General features: G+C 63.4%; 19 protein-coding genes, 1 tRNA gene and 2 pseudogenes. 14 read left to right on the top strand and 8 right to left on the bottom strand.

Going from position 1 to position 24,528, the window contains the following annotated elements; genetic code table 11:
• Window positions 1–151: 151 nt before the first annotated feature.
• Window positions 152–1,699, top strand: a pseudogene (locus BANT918_RS03490) (nucleobase:cation symporter-2 family protein); the annotation flags it as partial.
• Window positions 1,700–1,843: 144 nt separating this feature from the next.
• Here BANT918_RS03490 and BANT918_RS03485 read toward each other — a convergent pair.
• The 3 genes from BANT918_RS03485 to BANT918_RS03475 form a co-directional block, all read right to left on the bottom strand.
• Entirely contained in the window at window positions 1,844–3,835 is a 1,992-nt protein-coding gene (locus tag BANT918_RS03485) for an HNH endonuclease signature motif containing protein (RefSeq protein ID WP_101618966.1), read from the bottom strand.
• A 270-nt stretch (window positions 3,836–4,105) separates the two neighbouring features.
• The gene (locus tag BANT918_RS03480; RefSeq protein WP_101618965.1) at window positions 4,106–4,783 is read right to left on the bottom strand and encodes an HAD family hydrolase; all 678 of its coding nucleotides are present in this window, start codon (window positions 4,781–4,783) and stop codon (window positions 4,106–4,108) included.
• A gap of 74 nt (window positions 4,784–4,857) precedes the next feature.
• Window positions 4,858–5,607 carry a M50 family metallopeptidase gene (locus tag BANT918_RS03475; RefSeq protein WP_101618964.1) on the bottom strand — a complete coding sequence of 250 codons (750 nt, stop codon included), beginning with the start codon at window positions 5,605–5,607 and terminating at the stop codon, window positions 4,858–4,860.
• A gap of 206 nt (window positions 5,608–5,813) precedes the next feature.
• Between BANT918_RS03475 and BANT918_RS03470 the strand changes: the two genes are divergently transcribed.
• From BANT918_RS03470 to BANT918_RS03460, 3 genes are all read left to right on the top strand, one after another.
• The gene (locus tag BANT918_RS03470) at window positions 5,814–6,494 is read left to right on the top strand and encodes a LysE family translocator (RefSeq protein WP_101618963.1); all 681 of its coding nucleotides are present in this window, start codon (window positions 5,814–5,816) and stop codon (window positions 6,492–6,494) included.
• Between the two features lie 248 nt (window positions 6,495–6,742).
• A complete protein-coding gene (locus tag BANT918_RS03465) occupies window positions 6,743–7,582 on the top strand; it encodes a PhzF family phenazine biosynthesis protein (protein WP_101618962.1) in 840 nt (279 codons plus the stop codon).
• Complete coding sequence (locus BANT918_RS03460) at window positions 7,579–8,664, top strand: methyltransferase family protein (protein ID WP_101618961.1); 1,086 nt, start codon at window positions 7,579–7,581, stop codon at window positions 8,662–8,664. Before BANT918_RS03465 ends, BANT918_RS03460 begins: the two co-directional genes overlap by 4 nt.
• 3 nt (window positions 8,665–8,667) lie before the next feature.
• On the opposite strand, the gene BANT918_RS03455 is transcribed toward BANT918_RS03460, so the two are convergent.
• Window positions 8,668–9,036, bottom strand: a complete 369-nt coding sequence (locus tag BANT918_RS03455) for a VOC family protein (protein ID WP_101618960.1) — start codon at window positions 9,034–9,036, stop codon at window positions 8,668–8,670.
• Between the two features lie 73 nt (window positions 9,037–9,109).
• Between BANT918_RS03455 and BANT918_RS03450 the strand changes: the two genes are divergently transcribed.
• Window positions 9,110–9,583, top strand: coding sequence for a MarR family winged helix-turn-helix transcriptional regulator (locus BANT918_RS03450; protein ID WP_101618959.1), 474 nt, complete (start codon window positions 9,110–9,112; stop codon window positions 9,581–9,583).
• Window positions 9,584–9,603: 20 nt separating this feature from the next.
• Here the strand turns inward: BANT918_RS03450 and BANT918_RS03445 are convergent, their stop codons facing one another.
• The 3 genes from BANT918_RS03445 to BANT918_RS03435 all read right to left on the bottom strand — a co-directional run bounded on the left by BANT918_RS03445 (window position 9,604) and on the right by BANT918_RS03435 (window position 13,331).
• Window positions 9,604–10,071, bottom strand: a complete 468-nt coding sequence (locus BANT918_RS03445) for a VanZ family protein (protein WP_233429332.1) — start codon at window positions 10,069–10,071, stop codon at window positions 9,604–9,606.
• Between the two features lie 175 nt (window positions 10,072–10,246).
• The gene (locus BANT918_RS03440; protein ID WP_101618957.1) at window positions 10,247–11,332 is read right to left on the bottom strand and encodes an NAD(P)-dependent alcohol dehydrogenase; all 1,086 of its coding nucleotides are present in this window, start codon (window positions 11,330–11,332) and stop codon (window positions 10,247–10,249) included.
• Between the two features lie 166 nt (window positions 11,333–11,498).
• Window positions 11,499–13,331: a bifunctional 3'-5' exonuclease/DNA polymerase gene (locus tag BANT918_RS03435; RefSeq protein WP_101618956.1), complete on the bottom strand. Its 1,833-nt coding sequence runs from the start codon at window positions 13,329–13,331 to the stop codon at window positions 11,499–11,501.
• 157 nt (window positions 13,332–13,488) lie between these two features.
• Between BANT918_RS03435 and BANT918_RS03430 the strand changes: the two genes are divergently transcribed.
• Both BANT918_RS03430 and BANT918_RS17645 read left to right on the top strand, forming a co-directional pair.
• Window positions 13,489–13,881, top strand: coding sequence for a YciI family protein (locus tag BANT918_RS03430; RefSeq protein ID WP_101618955.1), 393 nt, complete (start codon window positions 13,489–13,491; stop codon window positions 13,879–13,881).
• 2 nt (window positions 13,882–13,883) lie between these two features.
• Window positions 13,884–13,997: pseudogene (locus BANT918_RS17645) on the top strand (cobalt transporter); the annotation flags it as partial.
• A gap of 262 nt (window positions 13,998–14,259) precedes the next feature.
• Here the strand turns inward: BANT918_RS17645 and BANT918_RS03420 are convergent.
• Window positions 14,260–14,343 (bottom strand) — tRNA-Leu (locus BANT918_RS03420).
• Window positions 14,344–14,743: 400 nt separating this feature from the next.
• Between BANT918_RS03420 and BANT918_RS03415 the strand changes: the two genes are divergently transcribed.
• The 7 genes from BANT918_RS03415 (at window position 14,744) to pknB (ending at window position 24,520) form a co-directional block, all read left to right on the top strand.
• The gene (locus tag BANT918_RS03415) at window positions 14,744–15,619 is read left to right on the top strand and encodes an FhaA domain-containing protein (RefSeq protein ID WP_101618954.1); all 876 of its coding nucleotides are present in this window, start codon (window positions 14,744–14,746) and stop codon (window positions 15,617–15,619) included.
• Entirely contained in the window at window positions 15,616–16,134 is a 519-nt protein-coding gene (locus BANT918_RS03410; RefSeq protein WP_101618953.1) for an FHA domain-containing protein FhaB/FipA, read from the top strand. The genes BANT918_RS03415 and BANT918_RS03410 overlap by 4 nt, the downstream gene beginning before the upstream one ends.
• Window positions 16,131–17,579, top strand: coding sequence for a PP2C family protein-serine/threonine phosphatase (locus BANT918_RS03405; protein WP_101618952.1), 1,449 nt, complete (start codon window positions 16,131–16,133; stop codon window positions 17,577–17,579). Before BANT918_RS03410 ends, BANT918_RS03405 begins: the two co-directional genes overlap by 4 nt.
• Window positions 17,579–19,165: an FtsW/RodA/SpoVE family cell cycle protein gene (locus BANT918_RS03400; RefSeq protein ID WP_101618951.1), complete on the top strand. Its 1,587-nt coding sequence runs from the start codon at window positions 17,579–17,581 to the stop codon at window positions 19,163–19,165. The genes BANT918_RS03405 and BANT918_RS03400 overlap by 1 nt, the downstream gene beginning before the upstream one ends.
• Entirely contained in the window at window positions 19,162–20,631 is a 1,470-nt protein-coding gene (locus tag BANT918_RS03395) for a peptidoglycan D,D-transpeptidase FtsI family protein (protein ID WP_101618950.1), read from the top strand. The genes BANT918_RS03400 and BANT918_RS03395 overlap by 4 nt, the downstream gene beginning before the upstream one ends.
• Complete coding sequence (locus BANT918_RS03390; protein WP_101618949.1) at window positions 20,628–22,451, top strand: protein kinase domain-containing protein; 1,824 nt, start codon at window positions 20,628–20,630, stop codon at window positions 22,449–22,451. Before BANT918_RS03395 ends, BANT918_RS03390 begins: the two co-directional genes overlap by 4 nt.
• Before the next feature lie 104 nt (window positions 22,452–22,555).
• Complete coding sequence (pknB, locus tag BANT918_RS03385) at window positions 22,556–24,520, top strand: Stk1 family PASTA domain-containing Ser/Thr kinase (RefSeq protein WP_101618948.1); 1,965 nt, start codon at window positions 22,556–22,558, stop codon at window positions 24,518–24,520.
• Window positions 24,521–24,528 lie beyond the last annotated feature (8 nt).

The raw sequence follows: 24,528 nt of genomic DNA, 5'->3' as shown, positions 1-24,528 counted from the left end.
AAGTATTGAAACCGATCCCTCACATTCAGTCGACCACCCACATCGCCCATCCGGGCGAGGGCCCCGAGGCTGTCACTCAGGGAATAACTCAACGGAGAGATAGATGTCGGCATCAAATCAGGCGCCCAGATAGAATCGAGCGGAAACGACTCGTCCGGAGGATGAGAGACTTCCGGTCGGCACATCATTCGCATACGGTCTTCAGCACGTACTGACCATGTACGGCGGCATCATCGCCGTCCCCCTTATCATCGGCAAGGCCGCCGGACTCGACGGTGGCGGAATCAGTGTGCTCATTGCCTCCTGCCTGTTCATAGGCGGCCTGGCCACCATTCTGCAGTCATTCGGCGTTCCGTTCTTCGGCTCACAGCTGCCCCTCGTCCAAGGCGTGTCCTTCGCCGGTGTCGCCACCATGACGTCAATCCTCGCTGGAGGTGACGGGCTTCCGGAGGTCTTCGGCGCAGTCCTTGTCGCCTCGGTGATCGGTCTCATCGTCGCACCAGGTTTCGCGCTCATTGTGAAGTTCTTCCCACCGGTCGTCACAGGCACCGTCATCACGACGATCGGCCTGTCACTCATGCCGGTGGCCGCCGGTTGGGCAATGGGCGGAAACTCCGAGGCGCCCGATTACGGCAGCGCTCGCAACATCCTCATCGCTGTCGGCACCCTCGCGATCGTCCTTGTGCTCAGCCGAATTCCCGTGGCGATGGTTTCCCGTCTCTCGATCCTCTTGGCGATCGTCATCGGGACGATCGTCTGCGCGATCTTCGGCTGGGCCGACTTCTCCCAGGTCCTCGACAGAGGCATCTTCGCGTTCCCGGAGCCTTTCGCCTTCGGCATGCCGACCTTCTCAGCAGCGGCGATCGTCTCGATGTTCATCGTCATCAGCGTCACCTTTGCAGAGACCACCGCGGACATCATCGCGGTGGGTGAAATCGTGAAGACCAAGGTGGATTCCAAGCGGATAGCCTCCGGCCTGCGTGCGGACATGCTGTCATCGGCAGTGTCGCCGATCTTCAACTCCTTCACCCAGTCGGCCTTCGCTCAGAACGTCGGACTCGTCGCCATCACCGGGGTGAAGTCCCGTTTCGTCGTCACTGCCGGCGGTGTCATCCTCGTCGTCCTCGGTCTGCTCCCGGTCATGGGCGGAGTCGTCGCCGCGGTTCCCTCCCCTGTGCTCGGCGGGGCGGGGATCGTCTTGTTCGGCACCGTGGCCGCTTCGGGCATCCGCACCCTGTCCAAGGTGGAGTACGAGGGCAACCTCAACATGATCATCGTCGCAGTCTCCCTGGCGTTCGGCATCATCCCGGTTGTCGAGCCCGACTTCTACAACTCCTTCCCGTCGTGGGTCGGCATCATCCTTCACTCGGGGATCTCTTCGGCCACGCTCATGGCCGTACTGCTCAACCTGGTCTTCAACCACATCGGCGCGGGGGGCAAGGACCGCACCGATCGCTCGGTGTTTGTCGCAGGCACCGGTCGAGTCATTCGCAGGGACGAGCTCGAGCGACTCATCAACCATGAAGCGCTGCTTGCCGAGGGCGACACCGTCAAGGACGGGAAGATCGTCGACTGCAATGGTGAGGAAGTTCCAGTCGTCACGGAGGATCAGCACGAGAAGATCGTGGAGGCGATCAACAAGGGCGAGGCAAAGACTCCAGACGACGTGCGTAGAGTGATCAAAGAGACCGAAGACTGACGCTGCCCGACTGAACAGACGATTCAGTCCCAGCAGATCAGTCCAGACCCTCAGTCCAGCAGATCAGTCCAGCAGATCAGTCCCAGCCGCCGGTGGTGGTGCATGTGCACCCAACACCGGCGGCTTTCTGCTGGGATCGGATGCTCAGAAAGGCGGTGGGCCACCGGAGTCCCAGATCCATTCGTTGTCGTTCGCGCGATCGTTGAGCATTGACGTGTTCTTCACCCACCCGGCCTGACCATTGGCAGCGACTGGCCCCGGACATTCCTTCGATAGTCGCTTGTCTCCGTGCCACGGCTGGCCCGCTGTCCGGGTTTTCGTTTTCGGTGGATCCGATGTGGGCCCAGCCTGCCGCTGCATCTCATCGAACATTTTCGCGTGGGCGGCGTTTATCGGATGGTCCCCGGCCGCCACCTCGGCGCTCATTCCGTGTCGGAAGACGTACTGCAGGAATCCTGAGCGGTTCATCCGAACTGAGTACTTGCGATCTGTCTTTGCCTGATGGTGCAGTTTGCACAGCGGGTGGAGATTGCCGAATCGACTTAGCCCACCGTCTGCCGGATGATCGTGGTCGAAGGGCACGATGTGGTCGATCTCTGCACTCTCTGCCCTGCGCGTGCAGCCGGGAATCGTGCATGCCTGCCATTTCGCAATCAAGGTGTGACGGACATTCGCGGGTATCTGGTAGGTCGTAGCCTTGGCGTCGACAGGTGTGCCGCTTGCCGGATCTGTGAGAATCCGTGTCCAAGACTTCGAATGCTTGGCGACTCGTCGCGCCGTATCTGCTGGGATCGGAGAGCCATCGGAGAACGTTCCAGGAAGTTCGGCGGAGCCAGCCAGTGTGAGAAAGGGGACCGTTGTGATCATCTTGGCCTGCGAGTCCAGCCACTGCTCATGAGTGGGCATCGTGAGAACGACTTCCGCTCTGCTTACCTCTCCGTCGGCTTCCGAGCCGCATCCGCCGGCGTTGTCGGCGGAAGCCTCGGTGATACCTTCGCTGACAGCATTGATGACCGAAGCCGGGGTCAGCGGCCGCTCAGCGGGCACATCCAGCGGAATGTCGCATGTTGACGTCTCCCCCGTCGTCGTATCGGTCGAGGTGACCTGAATGCTGAGCTGCGGAATGGTTCGCGTGAAAATGTCGAACATGAGGGCATCAATTCCACGGTCATCGTCAATCGTGGTGCCCGGCTCCAGCTGGTCACTGAATGCTGCGATGTTCCCAGAACGCATCGCTCGTGCGAATGCCGCAATCCGCAGATAGCAGGCCTGCAGTTCGGGAGCTGGTCCAGCCAAGGTGAGGAAGGCTGTTCCATCGGCGGTTGTCGTGATGTCGACGCGTCGACGGTTGCTCGCCTCTTCCACACGTTCTTCGAGAGGTTCGACGACAGCGATCTTCATGCCCAAAGACTTCTTGAAGGTTTCAATCGTGATGTCTGCGCGACGATCTGCAAGGTAGTCATCGATGAGAGGAAGGTTCTCGAACTTCACATCCCGGCAGGCATGAGCAGTGGCATGGACGTGTTCGATCGTGAACTCACCGGCGAGGCAGCGCGCAAAGAATTTGGGCAACCCATGCACGAGAATCATCGCCGAGGTTATCTGAGCATATGCTCGTGCGGTCGTCGTGCCCAGAACTGTTGTGAACTCCGCGATGTCTTCGGCCTGGGAGAGTTCGTGAACCCATCCGTAGAAGGTCTGGTCCAACCTGAATCGCGGAAAGGGCGGGAGTTGCTTCTTCCCCTTCTTGAGCTTCGCAGCTGTGGACGAACGGCGGCCACGCTGGAACCTGCGGGCGGTTTCGGCGATTGTCGCGTGAGCATATGGCTGCCCGGGGTGGGGATTGTAGAGGCGCAGATTCTCAACGGTTTCATTGAGGAAGAGTTCGGCAGAGACGTCCAGCGCCGATAGCTGCGCCTGATCGCTCGCGGCAAATATTTGTGCTGCATCGGCGAAGGGAGAATCCGCGTCGATGCGGAGGCGACGAGAGCAATGTGCCGGTCCGCGCGCTGTTCCCCCAGCATCAGAACTCGGTCCAGTCTCGGCGCCCGAAGTAGTCCCGTAGGGATGAGAGGTTCCAGTGGAGTCACGAGCAGGTTCGGAATCGGTGCTGTCGGAATCGGAGGGGAACTTCACTGGTGGTCACCTGATCTTCACGTCGCTGTGAGTGCCTACCTCAATTCTAATCGGAGTCATCGGTAATTAACATTACGATATGATAACAAACGGTGTACTTATTCGACTTGTATTCGATCATTGAATCAATGTAGTCGCGCTATCGAAGGGACTTTTCAACCAGGGTCCGCTTCTTCCGCCCGCTTCTTCAGACTGCCTCCCCCGCCTGCCGACCACCTGACAAACCCGACGCCGCGGCCCCGGGGAATCCCGCACCCCTCCACGTGCGCCTCAGTGTAAGAGCAGTCCAGGCAACTGATCCATCGCGGTGAAGATCTCATGGGCTCCCACACCTTCGAGCGCCTCAGGTCGCTGGTGGACCGGCGAATCGGGGCAGAAACCGAGCACGTGAGCGCCCGCAGCAACGCCCGCTGTCACGCCGGTCGGGGAATCCTCGATCACAGCTGTCTTGACAGGATCGACGCCGAGAGCGTTGGCGGCCGCCAGATACACGTCCGGAGCCGGCTTCGACTGAGGCAGCTCCATTCCTGAGAAGATCCGGCCGTCGAAGGCGTCGAGGAGCCCGATTTTCTGCAGCTGCAGGTTGATCTTGGAACGGTCAGCGCTCGAGGCGCACGCGAGCCGGCCCGGGTAGGCGGTGTCAAGGGCGCGGACCGCCTCGGCGACGCCCGGGATTGCTTCCAAGGAAGCCTCGAGAGCATCGTTGCGACGCCCACGGAACTCACTCAGCCACTGCGCGTCGATACGGAAGCCGGACTGCTCCTCGATGACGTCCGCCTCGTCGCGGAGCATCTTCCCGACGAACCGGGACACACATTCCTCCCGCGAGATCTGCCACCCCAGCTCATTGAGCATCTCCCACAGAACCGTGTTCGTGAGACGCTCAGAGTCGACGAGCACTCCGTCACAGTCGAACAGCACAGCAGCATACTTCGGACTCGAATTCATGCTCCGATTCTGCCGTCTGGCACTGACCCAGCTGTCTTCGGCCCTTGCCGCGAGCTGCCCCAAGTGACCCCGATTCAGCCGATCGACACCGTGGATGCTGAGTACAGGATGTATGTGGAGGCGAGCGCGCAGACGATGATGACCAGTGCGAACAGACTCAGCCAGACCCCCGCGGGCAGGCTGGAACCCTGGGCGAGGATGTAGGCGTCCGACTGTTGGATGTGGCGCCTGCGGGTATGGACGCCGACGACCTTGACCAGGTCCTTGAGCGAGCCGATGACCAGGGCCGTTCCCAGGCCGGCGACGAACACCGAGATCCATTCGATGGGCAGGAACACGACGACGAGCTGCGCGGCTACGGCCGTGAACACTGCGATCATGGCACCAGCAAGGTTCCGGATGAATATGAGCGCAACCAGCAGAATGAGCGCACCGATCGACAACGCCAGTGGAGCCCACCCCTGAGTCGCCGAGGTGATGAGGACCAATCCGAGGACGCCCGGCGCCGGATATCCCCAGAAACCCGACCACGTCGCGGAGAAGCCGACTTTGCCGAAGGAGTTCATCTGGCCGGAATGGTCGAAATTCAGCGATATCCCCTTGACGACTCGCCCCGTCATCAGCGCGGCGAAAGCGTGGCCGAGTTCATGCACGAAGGTGACGAACATGCCGAAGAATCGCCAGATCCCTGGCGTCAGTGTGACGAGAAGAGGAATGCCGATGACGAGGAGCAGCTGCACGACATCGGGTTCCAAACCGTCCTGACGCCCGAACCCGGACGTGATGGCTTCCCACCAGGTCGATACACCCTGCTTCAGATCCATGCACGCACCTCCGCCATCAAAAGCTCATTCATCGCGGCCCACTCTATGAACCGACCCTGAGTAACGCCCTCAGGATCAGGCCTCAGCGCGAGGTCGGCTTCCCCGACATGGTCAGCCTTCCGGAGCCCCACGACCGTCTGACATGTGATCGAATTCTCCGCGTCGGGCCCTTACCTGCGGTTCGCTCGCGACCATAGAATTCTTCTGTGCCGACCACCGATGCCCTTCTCGCCTTTCTCGCCGCAGCCCTCGTCATCATCGTGATTCCCGGGCCGACGGTGCTCTTCGTCGTCGGCCAATCACTCTCCCACGGCAGGCGTTCGGGCCTGACAAGCGTGCTCGGGGGCAGCGTCGGCATCATCCCGATCATCGTGGCCGTGGCGTTCGGAGTGGGCACCATCGTCGCGCAATCGCTCGTCATCTTCACGATCGTCAAGATCCTCGGCGCCGGCTACCTCGTGTACTTGGGCGTTCAGGGCATCCGACATCGCAAGGTCGGCAATGAGGTGCCAGAGGACCCATCGCTGGCACTGGAGGCTGAGAGCGACGTGGATTCGTTCGTCCCCGCCGGCCGTGAGCTCAGCTATCGCTCGATGTTCATGCAGGGCTTCGTCGTCGGCATCTCGAACCCGAAGACGATCATCTTCTTCGTCGCGGCCCTCCCCCAGTTCGTTTCGATCGAGGCCGGGCATGTGCCGCTGCAGATGATCTTCCTCGGCCTCCTCTTCCAGGTTCTTGCCCTGTTCTCGGACGGGTCGTGGGCCTTCATCGCTGGCACGGCGCGCAGCTGGTTCGCTCGCTCGCCGAGGCGGATGTCGCGTATCCGTGGAATCGGCGGCGGCATGCTCATCGGCTTGGGCGGGACCCTGGCCTTCGCCAGCCAGTAGGCCCCACGTCGCCGACCGGATCGCTGCGCCTTCAGCCGGCAGCTGCCGCCCTCAGCCGCCAGCAGCAACTCGACACACGAGAACCACGCCGCACCTTCTGACAACTCCCCTTCCTCTCACACGGCAATGCTGCGGGGGTGACACTCCGACGCGGCGGGGCCTGATCCCCGAGCTGGAGCCTTACCCCATTACCATGGGAAGTGCGCACCCCCAGGAAATGGCGCCCTTTCAACAAAGGAGTCCCCCTCTTGCCCCATAACCGAGCATTCGCCCAGGTCGATGTCTTCTCCAGCGAGCCCTACCGCGGCAACCCTGTGGCTGTGATCCTCGATGCCGAGGGACTGGCCGATGAGGACATGGCGCGGATCGCGAATTGGACGAACCTTTCGGAGACCACCTTCGTCCTCCCACCCAGCGACTCACGCGCCGACTACCGCCTGCGAATCTTCACCCCCTCCCGCGAACTCCCCTTCGCCGGCCACCCCACCCTCGGCTCGGCGGCCGCATGGCTGGAGGCCGGAGGCGTCCCACGCAGCGAAGGGGCCGTTGTCCAGGAGTGCGGTGCCGGACTCGTCAATATTCGCCGAGGTGGCCAGGCCCTGTCGTTCGCCGCTCCCGACCCGATCCGCACCGGTGATCTCGACGAAGGCTTCGTCGAGCAGATCGCCGCAGCCCTGCACATCGATCGCGCTGAGATCCTCGGTCATCAATGGGTCGACAACGGACCAGGGTGGGCCGCGGTGAGACTGGCAAGTGCACGGCAGGTCCTCGACCTCGAGCCGGATTTCTCCCGGATTCCCGACAGCAAGATCGGCGTCCTGGGCTCCCACCCGGAAGGGAACGACCATGAGTATGAGATCCGTGCGTTCGCCCCCGGCGCAGGCGTCGCCGAGGATCCCGTGACGGGCAGCCTCAACGCCTCAGTCGCGCAGTGGCTCATCGGCTCCGGTCTTGCGCCTGCGAAGTACACCGTCACGCAGGGCACCGCGCTCGGTCGAGCCGGAGTCATCTCGATCTCCCATGACAACGATGAGGTCTGGGTCGGCGGGCCCACGACCGTGTGCTTCCGAGGGACGGCGTTCGCATGAGCCGATCAATGAAGATGCCGAGCAGGCACAAAAGGCCCACCACTGCGAACAAGCCGCTGCGAATCTTCCACGGCCGAATGTACTTCGCCCTCCAGGCTCTCGCCGGTGCCGCCTGGTGGCTCGGTGTCATCACTCTTCCCACACTGCGCGAGGCCACGCTGGGAAGCCTCGACCCGCTGCTCGTCTCCGCCATCGACATCCCACTCTTCGTCATCGGCTCTGCTCTGGCAGCACTCAACTTTCGCTGGGCCGTGTGGGTGGCCGTCTCCTGGACTGCCCTCGTCGCTGTCTGCATGGTCATCTATGCCACCATCACCACCGAGGCGGGCCTGGGCGCCGTCCTCATGGTGGCTGCCGCAGTCGGCAGCGTCATCGCCGGGGCGCTCATGCTCCTCGGCAGGATCCCGTCCGACCGTCTCATCGTCGGACCCTTCTCCTTCCACAGCTCCCGCACGCGCGTAAGATCTCAACTCCTGCTCAGGACCACGATCCAGCTTGTGGTCTTCTGGGGCGTATTCCTCGTGATCCTGCCCGCGATCATCAATTCCTTCGAGCAGCGTTGGAATCTGTCGGTGAAGTTCCCGATCCTCGTGCTCGTGGCCGGCTTCGCCATTCTCGCCCTGGCAAGCGTCCTGGGCGTGTGGTCGGCACGGGCAATCGCGAACTTCGGTTCCGGCACCCCGCTGCCTGCCGAGATGGCCAACCACCTCGTCGTTCGGGGCCCGTATGCCTTCGTCCGCAATCCCATGGCCATCGCAGGTATCGTCCAAGGCGCAGCGATCGGCCTGTTCATCGGCTCCTGGATGGTCATCGCCTACGCCGTCGCCGGTTCACTGCTGTGGAACTGGCTGATCCGTCCGCACGAGGAGGCTGATCTGAGGGAGCGCTTCGGCACCGAGTTCGATGACTACGCCGCGCGAGTCTCCTGCTGGATTCCGCGCTTCTCCTCATCGGACAGCGACGATTGGGCCGCTGAAGCTGAGACCAGTGTCGATGAGACCAGCGCCGACGAAGCCAGCGTCAGCAACGGCAACGGCAACGAGCAGGACTCGACCAAGGACTCGACCAACCGCAAGGAGTAAGGCTCAGCTCGCGTCGTGGACTGTCACTGCATAACCGTCGGGGTCGACGAAGGTGAAGGTCAGTCCGAAGGGACTCGGTGCGGGAGCACGCGCAATCTCGACGCCCGACGCGGCGAGACTGTCGTGCAGCGCCTGTGAGTCATCGCATTTGAACCACAGTGCCACTCCGGTGCCAGGTCGATCGACTCCGTCGAGATCAACGTCCGGCAGCGGTTCACGGACGGCGAATGGGATCGGTGAGGTGTCGAAGAGGACTGCACCGGGAGGTGCTGCTGGCACCCGCTTGAGCCCGATCCGCGTTTCGTAGAATTCGGCTGCCTTCTCGAGGTCTCGCACCTGGAGTGCGAGAAAATCCGGTCCTGTCACAGTCATGATGGTTCCAATCTCTTGCCTTCAATTTGCATGTCAGTGTTCTGACATACTCAATCTATGTCAGAATGCTTACATGAGTCAAGAGCCGCAGACGCCCGCCGCGCTGGAAGCGATGATCGGATACCAGCTCAAGCATCTGCAGTCAGCCCTGCGCTCGCAAATGGACGAGGCGCTGCGTCCGATCGGCCTGTCGACCCCGCAGTATGCCTGCCTCGAGCTGCTGAGACGTGAACCGGGAGCTTCGAACTCCGAACTCGCCCGCGGCGCCTTTGTGACTCGGCAGACGATGAACACCTTGCTGAGAGGCCTGCAGGAACGCGGTCTCGTGACGCGTGCAACGAAGGCCGAAACCGGCAGAGCCCTGCCGACGACCCTGACTGATGAGGGAGGGAAGACCCTCGACCAGGCTGTCGAAAGAGTTGAGAGGATTTCAGCACTCATGGTCTCTACTCTCGACGCCGAACTGAAGAGCCACCTCGGCGAGGCTCTCGACCTGTGCATCGGCGCCCTCGAGAACGAGGATACGAAGAGCACACACGAGATCTGAGGTCGGCGAGGCTCTCGACCTCAGCGCACGACGCGATCGACCTCCTCCGGTCCACCTCGCGGGGGCAGCAGAGTCATGAGAACCAGCGCGAGGACGGCACCGATCCCGGCGCCGAGCGTGTTCGTGATGAGATCGCTGATCGTGGCGTAGCGAGTGGGCGAGAGCAGGGTCGCCTGAGTTCCCTCGATCAGACAGGTGAACGCCGCGCCGACCGCCCAACCGACCCACCAGCGCCTGCGACCCATGTGCAGTGCGACCAGGAATCCGAATGGAACGAACATGGCGACATTCGCCAGCTTCTCAACGCGCGGATAGGTCAGCCATGATGTCACCTGATGATCGGCGAAGAACTGGAGCAGCCTGCCGATCGGCCCCGCAGGGCTGAGGTCGAGCTGCATCGGGGTCAAGGTCATGAAGCCGATGAACAGGGTATAGAAGATCAGCAGTACGAGGGGCGCATTGCCCATCCGCCCGTGCCGCGTCGTCATGCGGCTCAGACTACCCTGCTTCCTCCGTGCAGTGTCCGAATCGAGCCCGCAGTCACCGTGTTCTGAGCCTGCGTGACAACGCCGAAGGGCCGTCCCGCCGGTTCAGCGGAACGACCCCTCGGACTCTGCGGTGCCGCCGGCCTTTCGGCGAGCGGCAGCAAACGGCACGGGACGATCAGGCGAGCGCGGACACCTCGGCGCCCTCGAAGGTTGAGGTGTCGATGACGGCACGGAAGTACACGTCTCCGGCGACGACTCGATCATAGGTCGCATCCGCCTCGTCGATGCTCACGGTCTCGATTGTCGCGGCGATGTCGTGCTCGGCGCAGAAGTCGAGCATCTCCTGGGTCTCAGCGATGCCGCCGATGTTCGATCCCGCGAGCACCTTGGCGCCGCCGATGACCGAGCCGAAGGACAGCGACTGGTTCTCCGGGGGCAGGCCGACTACGGTCATCACGCCCCGCGGCTTGAGCAGGCGCAGGTACTTGTCGACGGGGATGTCCGCACTGATCGTATTGAGGATGATGTCGAACTCACCGCGGTGGCTGCTGAAGAAGTCGTCATCGGTGGTTGCGAGCATCTGCTTCGCACCCAAATCGAGCGCGGCCTTCTCCTTATTGAGGGTGCGCGAGAGGACGGTGACCTCGGCGCCCATGGCGACGGCGATCTGGACGCCCATGTGGCCGAGGCCGCCCAGGCCCAGAACGGCGACCTGCTTGGGGGCGCCGTCCTTGGTCTCTCCTGCGCCCCACCGAGCCAACGGCTGGTAGGTGGTGATGCCGGCGCAGAGCAGCGGCGCCGCGACGTCGAAGTCGAGGCCGTCGGGGATACGGCAGACGAAGCGCTCGTTGACGACGACCTTCTCGGAATAGCCGCCCTGGGTGATGGTGCCGTCGACGTCGGTGGAGTTGTAGGTGCCGACGCTGCCGCCCAGGCAGTTCTGCTCCTGACCGGCGCGGCACTCTTCGCACTCGCCGCAGGAATTCACCATGCAGCCCACGCCCACACGGTCACCGACCTTCCAGTCCGTGACGTCACTGCCGACGGCTTCGACGATGCCGGCGATCTCGTGACCGACGGTCAGGGGAAAGTTCGCCTCGCCCCATTCGTTTCGGATGGTGTGGATGTCGCTGTGGCAGATCCCGGCGGCCTTGATGTCGATGATCACGTCATCGGGGCGCGGATCGCGACGTTCGATGGTGCCTACGCGAAACGGCTGGTCGGCGCCGGTCTTCTGCAGTGCCTTGACGGTGAAAGTCATGAAAACTCCTCTGTGTGCTAACGACTCCGAGTGCTGCGACGACACCGTTTTCGGGGCCGCCGACACCTCATATGCAGCACTGCTTATCCCTCGCTTATTCCGGAGCCACCCGTGATTTCTGCGACAGGCACTGTTTCTGCACCGGCTGCTGCCCCTTAGCCGCCCGCTATCCTTTCGCCGCCCGCTCGGAAATCGTGAGGTCGAGAGGGAAATCGACCGGTGCATTGCCGAACAGGAGCTTCCCCGCTGAGGCGGCCGCGTCCCCGATCGCGGTCGCCACGGCTTCGGCGTGCTGGGCCGGCGCGTGCACGATGACCTCATCGTGGAGGAAGAACACCAGGTGAGCCCGTCGTGAGAACACCGGGCCCGAGGCTTCGGCCACGTTCCCCACCGTCTCCCCCGCCGAGGTGACTCCCGGGTTCCGGTCATCGTCTGCCGGGTTCTCGTCAGCGACGCCCGGCAGCCGCGCCAGCCGCAGTCTCAGGTCGGCCAACCAGGCCAGTGCCCATTCGGCGGCGGTCCCTTGGACGACGAAGTTGCGAGTGAAACGCCCTTGATCACCGGCGGCGCGACGGGCACGGGTCTCATCCTGTGAGGTGGCGTCGAACTGGTTCGCCGCGGACTGGAGACGGCGCCACTGCTCGCTTGGCACCGGTGATGTCCGGCCCAGCCACGTGGACACGACACCCCCTTCTGCCCCCACCTCGGCGGCGGAATCGACCAGGCCCATGGCGGCGGGAAAGCTCGTGCGCAGGCGGGGGACGAGTCTCCCGCTGTCTCCCGTCGTGGAACCGTACATGGCGCCGAGCACGGCGATCTTCGCCTCCTGCCGGGTCGCGACGATGCCTTCATCGACGAGACCCGAGTACAGGTCACGGCCGCGCCCAGCCTCGGCCATGGCGGTGTCCCCGGACATGGCGGCGAGCGCCCGTGGCTCCAATTGAGCGACATCGGCAGAGATCAGCCGCCAGCCGGGATCGGCACGCAGGGCAGGTCGCAGCTGACGGGGAATCTGGAGGGCACCACCGCCGCTGGCCGCCCAGCGCCCCGTGACGACTCCCCCAGGGACATAGACGGGACGGTACCGGCCCTCGCTGACCCACTCATCGAGCCAATGCCATCCGTTGGCAGAGAGCAGACGGGACTGTTTCTTGTACTGCAGCAGGGGTGCAATGGCCGGGTGCTCGCTCTGTTCGAGCTCCCATTTCGAGGTCGAGGCGACGTTGATTCCCGCCGCGTGCAGGGAATGGAGGAGTTTGACGTGGGAGTCGAGGTTGGCCCTGGGGTCATCGAGAGCGGCCCGGACCTCCTCGGCGACGGCGAGCATCTTCTCAGGCTTCGCGTCCCGCGCCGGACGGGGTCCGAGCTCGTCGGCGAGGATCCGGTCGTGTTCGGCGATGTCCCAGGGCACCCCGGCCGCATGCATCTCCGCGGCCACGAGACCACCGGCGGATTCCGCTGCGAGCAGCAGACGCAGCCGGCCGGGATCAGAGGCAGTCTGCAGGGCCGTGGTCTGACGTGCGAACTCGGCGAGCGCTGACTCGATGTCGTGGGGGACAGTTTTGATGTGGCTGCGTCGTTCGGTGACCTCGAACAGTGCCTCTGCCTCGGGCGCGGTCGGGGCGCTCACGGGACCCGCGTCCCATTCGTCGGCGGCCGCGACCGCGCTGCGGTCGGTCACGAGTTGTGAGCGCATGAGGATCGCGTGAGTCAGTCGCAGGTCGTAGCAGCGTTCGATCTGCACACCCGCGGCGAGCAGGGCTGGGTACCAATTCGGAGTGTCACTGAAAACCCACCTCGGCCGGGCCTGCGCTTCGCGGGAGCGCACGAATTCTGGCAGCTTGTCCGCGCCGAGGTGGTGGCTGCCGATCCGCTCACGGGCGTCGTCGAGCTCGACGACGCCGATCGTGGAACCCATGCCCCGAACGCTGCCGAGGGCCTCATCGGGCGCACGGCCGATCACGCACCACACAGGTATATCGGCTGGCGGGTTGGTCATAACTCAACAGTACTGACTCTCGCGCAGCTGGCGTATTCCGACGATAATCGTCCTCAACATGTCGAATCGACGTGATCTCGGTCGTCTCAATGATGAGCGACCAAAACACGGTCACTTCTGAGAACACGGTCGCTTCTGAGAAGAATGGAGCTCAACAATGCGTTACTCACTGATCTTCCACGCACCCGAACCACAAGGCGGCGACCCCCAGCCCTCACCTGAGGTGATGGAGGAGATGCAGAAGCTTATGACCGACTATGCCGATGCGCTTGATTCCGCAGGAGTCTTCATCGCCGCAGAGATGTTTGAACCGCAACAGGCGACAACCACAGTCACTCGCCGAGGTGGCTCGGTCGTCATCGAGGACGGGCCCTTCGCAGCGACGAAGGAGGCGCTGGTCGGAGTCTTCGTCATCGACGTCGAGAGCGGAAACGGCGCCCTGGCCTGGGCCGAGAAGTTCCCCGGCACGAACTACGGGGTCGTCGAGGTCAGAGCGGCGGCAGTCTCCTATATAGACGGACGCTGGGTGCATGCCCAAGCCAGTCAGTGACTGTCGGCGCCGCGTCGGCGGTCGCAGATTCCAGACAGACCCTGATCCGCACATATCTCTCTGCCGCCCTCCTGGCAGGATTGCTGCTCAACACCATTCTCTGGTGGGCATGGGCTCCGTCTGCGCCGCACCGGTATCGGCACTCACCGGCGACTGTGCGAAAAGGTGACCCTGCGAGAAGGTGACCCTGCGAGAAGGTGACTGTGCGAGAAGGTGACTGTGCGAGAAGGTGACCGATCGAAGTTTCAGAGCCCTGCTCTGAAGTAGGGCCCTCAAACTTCGATCGATCCCTCACGGTCGAAGCAGCACCGCAGGCAGACACGAAACAGCCCTCCACCGTGACCCCGAAGGGTCCCGGTGAAGGGCTGTTGTTCACTGTGCGCGAGGGGGGACTTGAACCCCCACGACCTTGCGATCACTGGCACCTGAAGCCAGCGCGTCTACCAATTCCGCCACTCGCGCGAACAAGAGAAAACTCTAGCATCGCGGCCGGGAAGAATGAAACCGAGGTCAGCCGAAACACCCGAAACGTGTCGACGCTCACATGCGCGAGCCCGAATACCGTGCGTCTTTCATGACCCACAACTCATCTGCGTTGACATCGGCGCTCGTGAGAGGCTCATGGACTACTCAGCGACAACTTCTAAGCTGGACGACTGCCGGGAATCCGTAAAGACCTCGGCCCCGAAATACCCAGTGACGTGAGTTGAGAGCTTCACCGCGTTAGGATTGGGTGTTGGTGTCTCCATCTCGGTGTCCTTTTCCGCAGACGGATTCACCGAGACAGACGCGTTCGGACGCATAAGTCCGGGCTGGTGGCGAACGGTTCGTCACGCGCACGACACCTGGAAGAGGAGGTGCCATGGGGATTCTCGATCGTTTCGAGAAGGGATTGGAGAATGTCGTCAACGGCGCCTTCGCCAAAGCGTTCCGCTCACAGGTGGAACCGGTCGAATTGGCCGGCGCGCTGCGACGCGAAGCCGATAACAAGGCCGCTGTGGTCTCACGCGGACGAACACTGACGGCAAACCACTACAGCATCGAACTGTCTCCCACAGATTTCGACCGTCTCTCTGGTCTCGAGAACGAACTTCGCTCCGACCTGCGACAGGTCATCGGCGATCACGCGGTCGAGCAGGCCTACAGCTTCGTCGGTCCCGTCTCCGTCGAGTTCGTCGAGGCAGAAGACCTCGACACCGGAATGTACCGAGTCGTCTCCAGCACTCAGCGACCCGACGGCTCACACGCAGCCCAACCGGCCAACCGCGGCGGCTATGACCCCGTGTCCCGGTCCCACAACATCGTGGGCGAAGGACAGGCCAACTCCGGATCACGTCCGGTCCCACCCAGACGCACACCCGAACCAGCACCGGCCCGACCGGCGGCCACCAGCCGCCCGGCATCGGCCCCCGTGCGACAGGCAGCACCAGCACGGTCGCGCACCATCAGCGCCAGCGTGACCATCCACGGTCAGGACTACGAGCTGCACCAGGGTACGAACGTATTCGGCCGCTCCTCTTCCAGCTCCGACTACGTCATCGACGACCCCGGCGTCTCCCGCCGACACTTCGAGATCACCGTCGAGCGCGATCACGCGGTCGCCAACGACCTCGGGTCGACCAACGGAACACTTCTGCGCGGACGCAAGCTCACCTCGGCGAACCTCTCCGATGGTGATGTCCTCATGGCTGGAGACGCAGAGGTGCGCTACCACGAGATCGAACGGGACGCCCAGTGAGCGAATTCACCGTCACCATCTTTCGGTTTGCCTTCTTCATCATCCTCTGGCTCTTCGTCTTAGGTGTGGCCGGAGTCCTCAAGCGCGACATCTTCGGAGCCAAGCGGGGCCCCCGGAAATCTCGCCGAGGTGGCAGAGCCTCCCGCAACGCGACTCCAGCTCCTGCACCCAGCAGACCTGCCCCGGCACCCGCTCCGACGCCCGCTCCTGCGAGGTCACAGGCTCATCCGGGATCCATCCGCGTCACCGGTGGCCCCTTGTCCGGGACCTCGATCACGCTCTCCGGGGCACCCGTGACCTTCGGGCGCGCGCCGGACAACACGATCGTCATCAGTGACGATTTCGCGTCCAGTCACCATGCGCGAATCGTGGCCGCCAACGGCTCCTGGGTCCTCGAGGACCTGGGCTCGACGAACGGGACGTTCGTCGACGGCTCGCGCATGCATTCGCCCATCAGTCTGCGGATCGGCACCCAGATCGCCATCGGCCATACCACGTTGGAGACCCAATCGTGACGAGCGACGGTACGATCACCCTCCGTTCAGCTGCCCGGTCTCACACCGGACTGGTGCGCAAGAACAACCAGGATTCCGGCTATGCAGGTCCCAATTTCCTGCTCATCGCTGACGGAATGGGCGGTCACGCAGGCGGTGACGTCGCCTCGGCGATCACTGTCGCCCGCCTGGCCGACCTCGATCGTGAACCCAGCGGCGAGGACGCTCTGGAGATCCTGCGCACCTCGATCTTGGAGGCCAATGACCGCATCTGCCGCGGTGTCGCCGAACAGCCCGAGCTCGCCGGCATGGGCACGACGGTCACCGCTCTTCTGCGGGCTCCCGGCAATCGTTTCGCCTTGGCTCATATAGGCGACTCCCGCGGCTACGTGCTCCGCGACGGCGAACTGCAGACCGTCACCCACGACCACACCTTCGTCCAGATGCTCGTCGACGAAGGCCGCATCACCCCTGACGAGGCGGAGACCCACCCACAGCGTTCGGTCGTCATGAAGGTCCTCGGCGACGTCGGGGCCTCCCCTGATCTCGACCTCACCCTGCGCGAAGCCCACGTCGGCGATCGTTGGATGCTCTGCTCGGACGGGCTGACCGGCTTCGCAGATGTCGACGACATCGCCCGAATCCTCGCCGAGGTCTCCGATCCGGAAGAATGCTGCGCTCAGCTCGTCGACCTGGCCCTGGCTGGAGGCGGCGCCGATAACGTCACCGTCGTCATCGGCGACGTGCTCGAGGGCACCGTCGACACCGTGCAGGGGCGCTCCGTCGGTTCCGTCCATCTCAACCCGAAGTACGCCACGATCGGCAAGAACACCGACGCCGATGAGGCCACGACCCAGACACAGCCCCACTACGGCAACGGTGACACTGACACTGTGCCCATGCAGTCAGTGTCCGACTCCGATCGGCAGGAGCCCACCGCCGAGGTGGTTCCGACCGCCCAGCGCACCACGACAGAGACGTCCGACAGGGACGAACCCACCGAGGAGGATGACCTCGACGCTGACGACGACGAGGTGGAAAAGCGGTCCTACCTGGGCTGGATCATCGCCGCCATCGTCATCGTCGCTATCGCCGTAGGCGGATTCTTCGCCTATAACTACATGAACAACCACTACTACCTGACGAACCTCGACGGGAAGGTCACCCTCTATCGGGGCCTCGACACGACTCTGGGACCCATCGAACTCAGCCAGCTCGAGGACACCACCGACATCGAAGTCGGCACGCTCAACAGCTTTTCGCAGGACCGTCTGCGCAGCTCCATCCAGGCCGACTCCCGCGACGAGGCCGATCGCATCATCAAGAACCTGCGTCAGGAAGCCGACCGATCGGGCACTGTCTCGGGCAACGTCGAGGACTCCACGAGCCCCAGCGATCCCGCACCGTCACCACCAAGTTCCCAAGCGGCCGATCCCAGTGATGCCATCACTGAGGAGTCACAGTAATGTCCGAGAATCCCAACCAAGTCGCTCGGCCACGGCCTTATCGCTTGGCTGAACTCGGCCTCCTCGTCCTCGCCATCGCTGTGTCCACGAGCGCCTATGCCCTTGTGGGCCTCGGCACCGAGGACACGATCCCCGCCAATGTCTACCAGTACGCGGCGTGGTTGGCCGCACTGGGTCTCATCATCCACATCGTCGTGTGGTGGAAGGCCAAGTACGCCGACCCCGTCCTCGTCCCCATCGCGGTCCTGCTCAATGGCCTGGGCCTGGCGATGATCTACCGGGTCGACCTCGGTCGATCGGAGTACCTCAACAGCGGAATGACGCAGTTGATCTGGATGACGCTGGGTGTGGCCCTGGCAGTCGGCATCCTCATCTTCCTGGGCGACCACCGGTGGCTGCGCCGGTACACCTTCGTCTCCGGGTTCGCTGCGCTGATCTTCCTCATGCTTCCGCTGATTCCGGGCCTGGGCAAGACGATCAACGGTGCCCGCATCTGGATCGGTGTCGGCTCAATGTCCTTCCAGCCCGGTGAGATCGCGAAGATCCTGCTGGCCATTTTCTTCGCCGGCTACCTCGTGTCCTACCGTGACCAGCTGGTTCTGGCCGGACCGAAGATCCTCGGTATCCGGTTCCCACGTCTGCGCGACTTCGGTCCCATCGTCATCGCCTGGGTGGCCAGCGTCGGCGTCCTCGTCTTCGAGAAGGACCTGGGCACCTCGCTGCTGTTCTTCGGGCTGTTCGTCGCCATGCTCTATGTCGCGACCAGCAAGGTCTCCTGGATCATCATCGGCCTCGGCTTCTTCGCCGTCGGCGCGGTTGCCGCGAACTTCCTCTTCGACCACGTCGGACAACGCGTGGACGGCTGGCTCAACGCGCTCACCTCTGAGGAATACAACAAGACCCCCGGTGGGTCGTACCAGCTGGTCCAAGGCCTGTTCGGCATGTCCAACGGCGGCCTGACCGGAACCGGTCTCGGTGAGGGCCGACCCAATATGGTCCCCTATGCGGAGTCCGACTTCATCTACGCCAGCCTCGGCGAAGAGCTGGGCATGGCCGGGCTCTTCGTCATCCTGCTCTGCTACCTATTCATCTTCCAGCGCGGCATCAAGACCGCCCAGCAGCTGCGCGACGGCTTCGGCACACTGCTGGCCACCGGCCTGAGCTTCACGATCGCCCTGCAGGTATTCGTCGTCGTCGGCGGCGTCACCCGCCTCATCCCGCTCACGGGTCTGACCACTCCGTTCCTCGCCCAAGGCGGCTCGTCTCTGGTCGCCAACTGGATGATCATCGGCCTGCTTCTGCGCATCTCCGACAATGCTCGGCGCCCAGTGGAGGAATTCCACACCGGTGTCCTCAGGATCACGGAGGATTCCGAGCGGTCCACCGCCTCGGCGCGGGCAGCCGGGAATCGCAATGACACGAAACGTGTCGAGGGGCCACACGAGCACGCGGCCGGCAATCTCGCGACCGACCGTGCCACCAGCGACGACGCGCCGACGACCAACCTCGGCGCTGCCGATCTTGAGACAACTGGGTCCGATGAGGACCCGACGACCAATCTGGGCACGACCGGAGGTGAACGATGAAGAAACCACTGACACACATCAGCATTGTCGGGTTCGTCATGTTCGCGCTCCTGTTCAGCTCCACCAGCTGGGTTCAGTTCGTCACCGCCGACTCGTTGAACAACAATCCGCTCAACAACCGGAGGATTCTCGACCAGCTGTCTCGCGACCGGGGCCCGATCCTCGTCGACGGCAAGAAGATCGCCTACTCCGAACCCGTCGACGACAAATACAAGTACCAGCGCAAGTACGGCTCCGAGGGCCTCAACCCCCGTGCATACGCCTCGATGACCGGATACTACTCCATCGTCTCGGGGGCTTCTGGCATGGAGCGTGCGACCGGGGACTACCTCTCCGGGGACTCCGATGCGCTGTTCTACGACAAGGTCGGCAGCCTCTTCACCGGTGAGCAGCCGCGCGGAGCAGCCGTTGAGCTCACAATCGACCCGAAGGTCCAGCAGGCCGCGTGGGATGGACTGGGCAACCAGAACGGTGCAGCCGTCGCGATCGACCCCAAGACCGGAAAGATCCTGGCCATGGCTTCGACGCCGGGCTGGGATCCCAACCCCATCGCCAGCCATGACTCGGATCAGGCGCGGTCCGCCTTTGAGACACTCAACAACGCTGAGGGTAAGCCTGCGTATAACCGCGCCATCGGCGGCAACCTGTATCCACCCGGCTCGACATTCAAGGTCCTCGTGGCCGCGGCCGCGCTGGAATCAGGCGGCTACAAGCCGGATTCGACCCTCAACGGTCCCGCGGAGCTCGACCTGCCGCAGACGGACAAGACGATCAGCAACTCCCACCCGGGAGCCTGCCGCAACGGCGGCAATCCCAGCCTGGCCCAATCCCTCGCAGAATCCTGCAACACCTCCTTCGCCTCGCTCGGGATGGACCTCGGCGAGGACAAGATCAACGAGCAGGCCAAGAAGTTCGGGTTCGGCCAGGAGATGGAGATTCCCCTCAAAGTCACCCCGTCGACTTTCCCCACGGATCTCGATCCCCCGCAGCTTGCGTACTCCTCCATCGGTCAGTACGAGGTCAAGTCCACGCCGATGCAGATGGCGATGATGACGGCGGGAATCGCCAACGGCGGCAAGATGATGAAGCCGCAGCTCGTCGACCGGGTCCTGAACGCGAACACTCTTGAGCCCATCAAGAAAATGCGCCCTGCGGAGAAGGCCCGGCCAGTCTCGGGGAAGACCGCCGATGAGCTGACCACGATGATGGAAGGCGTGGTCGAAGACGGAACCGCCTCGGTGGCCAAGATCGACGGCACGAAGGTCGCCGCAAAGACCGGTACCGCACAGCACGCCGCCGGTGCGGCTCCCCACGCCTGGTTCATCTCATTCGCCCCGGCCGATGACCCGAAGATCGCAGTGGCGGTCGTCGTGGAGAACGGCGGAAACGCGGGCAACGAAGCTTATGGAGCGACGGTCGCAGGACCGATCGCCAAGAACATGATGGAAGCGGTGGTCGAAAGATGAGACCCGTCGAAGGCACCCTGTTGGGAAACCGATACAAGCTCACCTCTCGCATCGCCGTTGGCGGCATGGGTGAAGTCTGGAAGGGCGTCGACTCCGTGCTCGGCCGTGAGATTGCGGCCAAGATCCTCAAGGACGAATACCTCTCCGACTCCACCTTCCTCGCCCGGTTCCGCGCCGAGGCGCAGAACATGGGACGCGCCTCCGACCCCGGGATCGCCGGTGTCTTCGACTACGGTGACGAAGACGGTTCCCCGTACCTGGTCATGGAGTATGTGCCGGGTGAGGCACTGTCGGCGATCATCGAACGCAGTGCGCCGCTGTCGGAGACGGACACTCTGAGCATCGTCTCCCAGTCAGCACAGGCCTTGGGCGCGGCCCACAAGGTCGGCGTCATCCACCGTGACATCAAACCCGGCAACATTCTCGTGACCCCTGATTTCCGGGTCAAGATCACTGACTTCGGCATCGCCCGGGTCACGGACCAGGCTCCGCTGACGAAGACCGGTCAGGTCATGGGCACCGCCCAGTACCTGGCCCCCGAACAGGCTACGGGCAAGGGTTCGGGCTCCGGATCCGACCTCTACGCCCTGGGCGTCATCGCCTATGAGGCATTGGCCGGGCAGCGTCCGTTCACCGGTGACTCGCAGGTCGCGATCGCCATCGCCCAGGTCAATCAGCAACATCCGCCGCTGCCGGAGACAGTGTCCGAACCGCTGCGCCGCTTCGTCGACTGCCTGCTCGAGAAGAAGCCCGAGCGCAGACCTTCTGACGCCATGGCCGTGTCCCGGGCAGCCGATGCGCTGGCCGCGGGCGATGTGGCCGGTGCCGAGGAGATTCTGCCGCAGATGCGACTGGGCAGCGCCGCCTCCGAGGCATTGACCCAGGTCTTCAACAACCCCGACCCCGTGCCGACGACCAAGGCGATGCCGGTCACGGCGTCCAATGCTGAGACTCGTGTCTACCCGGGTGCCGCTGCCGCAGGTGTCGCCGGTGCCGGGGCGGCAGGTGCCGCTGGTGCCGCGGCAGCGAATGGCAGCGAACTCGATGCGGAGAACGCAGAGGATAGAGAGCTCGCCGAGAAGCAGTCGAAGAAGGGCCGGGCCCTCATCTGGATCCTCGCGATCATCGCACTCATCGCCGTCGGTTCTCTGCTCTGGTTCTTCCTCGGCGGGGGCGAGGCTCAACCAGAGCCGGACCCGAGCACCAGCGCACCCACGACCTCGCAGGCAGCGAAGACCGTCGAGATCGATCCGAGTGACTACATCGGACTCTCCGAATCCTCGGCGACTCAGAACCTCGAACAGCAGGGGCTGAAGGCCGATACCCAGACCATCGAGTCCTCCCGTGCTGCGGGCACGGTCGCCGATGTGGGCGAAGGCGACAACGGCTACACCTTCGAAGAGGGCGACACCGTCACGCTCTACATCTCCTCGGGTCCGGCAGAAGAAACGCAGAAGCCGGAGCCTTCGAACACCCCGGGCCCCACTGAGACCAGTGGTGACAACGGATCGAGTTCCGATAACGGTTCCAGCTCCGACAGCGGTGATGAGAAGAGCGGCTCGAACGACAGCGCCTCAACGGATTCCGGCAGTGGTTCGAGCAACGATTCCAGCAGCTCATCGAGCGGCTCAGACGGCTCGGACTCGAGCTCCGGGTCGGGCAGCGGTTCCAACGCCGGCGATAACGGCGACGGCAACGGTTCGAACTCGAACAGCGAGTCGAGTTCGTCCGGTTCGGACAACGGATCGTCAGACACCGGCACCGGCGGCGCGAATCCAGGCGGCGGCAACAACGGAGACACGAGTGCCGGTGCGAATTAGGACGAGGCGATCTTCGGCTGACACGATGCGCTGAGCAGCCTAGCAATCTACTTGACATGCGGAGAACTTTCCCACGACGTGGGTGAACCAAGCGGAGGACCAGAATGAATGAACCCAAGGTGCTGTCGGGGCGGTACGAAGTTCGTGCGCTCCTCGGCCGTGGGGGCATGGCAGAAGTGCACGAAGGCGTCGACAACCGACTGGACCGGCGCGTCGCGATCAAGCTTCTGCGATCCGATCTGGCTCGTGATCCCTCGTTCCACACACGTCTCAAACGGGAGGCGCAGTCCGCGGCAGGGCTGAACCATCCGGGCATCGTCGGCGTCTACGACTCGGGCGAGGAGGACTTCGTCGAGACAGGTGGCTCCACCGTCTCGGTGCCCTTCATCGTCATGGAATACGTCGAGGGCCAGACCCTGCGCGAGGTCCTCAACGAGCACGGCACCCTGACCGTCGACGAAGCCCTCAACGTCGTCGCCGGTGTGCTTGCCCCGCTCGAGTACTCCCACCGCAACGGGATCGTCCACCGCGACATCAAGCCAGCCAACGTCATGCTCACCCCCGAGGGTGACATCAAGGTCATGGACTTCGGCATCGCCCGCGCGCTCAAGGACAACAGCGGTCTGACCCAGACCCAGTCGGTCGTGGGCACCGCCCAGTATCTGTCCCCCGAGCAGGCCCGTGGTGAGGTCGTCGACGCCCGTTCCGACCTGTACTCGACGGCCTGCCTGCTCTACGAACTCCTCGTCGGCAGGCCGCCGTTCGTCGGTGATTCGCAGCTGGCGGTCGCCTATCAGCACGTGGGTGAGACGCCGAAGCCGCCGAGCTTCTACAATCCCAATATTCCCCCTGAGGTCGACCGGCTGCTCCTGCACGCCCTCCTGAAGGATCGCGACGAGCGCTACCAGGATGCCTACATCTTCCGTGAGGATGTCCTCGCGGCCCGTGACTCTCGCCCCTTCAGCTTCGACGACGACATGGAACGCACCCAGGCGTACCCGATGGCCGGGGCCATGATGGGTCCCCCGCAGTACGGCCAGGACTCCGAGGTGGACCCAGAAACGGGTGCCGTGTCGACGATCATGGCCAAGCAGGACGATCCACCACCGCCGAGGCGGTCCCGGGCCTGGATCTGGATCGGCAGCATCTTCGTGCTGTTGGCCCTGGCCGCCATCGCTCTGTGGGTCTACGAGATCAACAAACCACCGGACATCATCCAGGTCGAGGTCGCGGACGTGGCCAACCTGGATGCCGATGAGGCTGAGTCCGCCCTCATCAAACAGGGCCTGAGAGTCGACCGGGATGAGTCTTACAGCGAGGATGTCGACGAGGGCAAGGCCATTGAGACCGATCCTCCCGGCGGTCAGCGAGTAGAGCAGGACAGCGTCGTGAAGCTGGTCATCTCCTCCGGCCCCGAGAGCGTCAAGGTCCCGGATGTCTCCGGCAAATCGGAGGAGGATGCTCGCACGATCCTCAATGACGCCAAGCTGCAAGCTGGAACACACATCTCGCAGAACTCCCCTGACGTGGAGAAGGGGGTCGTCATCGAGACCAAACCGGGCGATGGCTCCAAGGTGGATGTGGACTCGAACGTCGACCTCGTCGTGTCCTCGGGAATGGTCGAGGTCCCCGACGTGACAGGCAAGTCCGCGAAGGAAGCCTGCAAGATCCTCGAGGGCGATGACTATCAGCTCAAGTGCAAGACCGAAGAGGTCGAGACAGCCGACGAAGAAGAGAAGAAAGTCTTCGAACAGTCCTCGACCGGTGGCAGCGACGTCAAGCAGGGCTCGGAGATCACCGTCAAGGTGGCCAAGAAGCCGCCGGAAGAACCGTCACCGACCATCCCATCGGTTCCGGGTGGCATGCCCACCGCACCGAGTGACGATGGTGGCAGCGACGACAGCGGCAACGATAAAAGCGATGACGGCGGCAAGGACGGCAAGAACGATAAGGACGGCAAAAAAGACGGCAACAAGGACGGCAAGGACGGCAAGGACGGCAACAAGGACGATGCCAACGTCATCGGCGGCGGAGACAGCTGGTTCAACGGCTTCTCAGACGCCAGCTGAGCCGAACC

It is taken from the genome of Brevibacterium antiquum CNRZ 918, from assembly GCF_900169145.1.
Classification (GTDB): Bacteria; Actinomycetota; Actinomycetes; order Actinomycetales; family Brevibacteriaceae; genus Brevibacterium; species Brevibacterium koreense.
The sequence above is the reverse complement of the archived record's forward strand: the minus strand, read 5'-3'. Positions and strand labels throughout refer to the sequence as shown.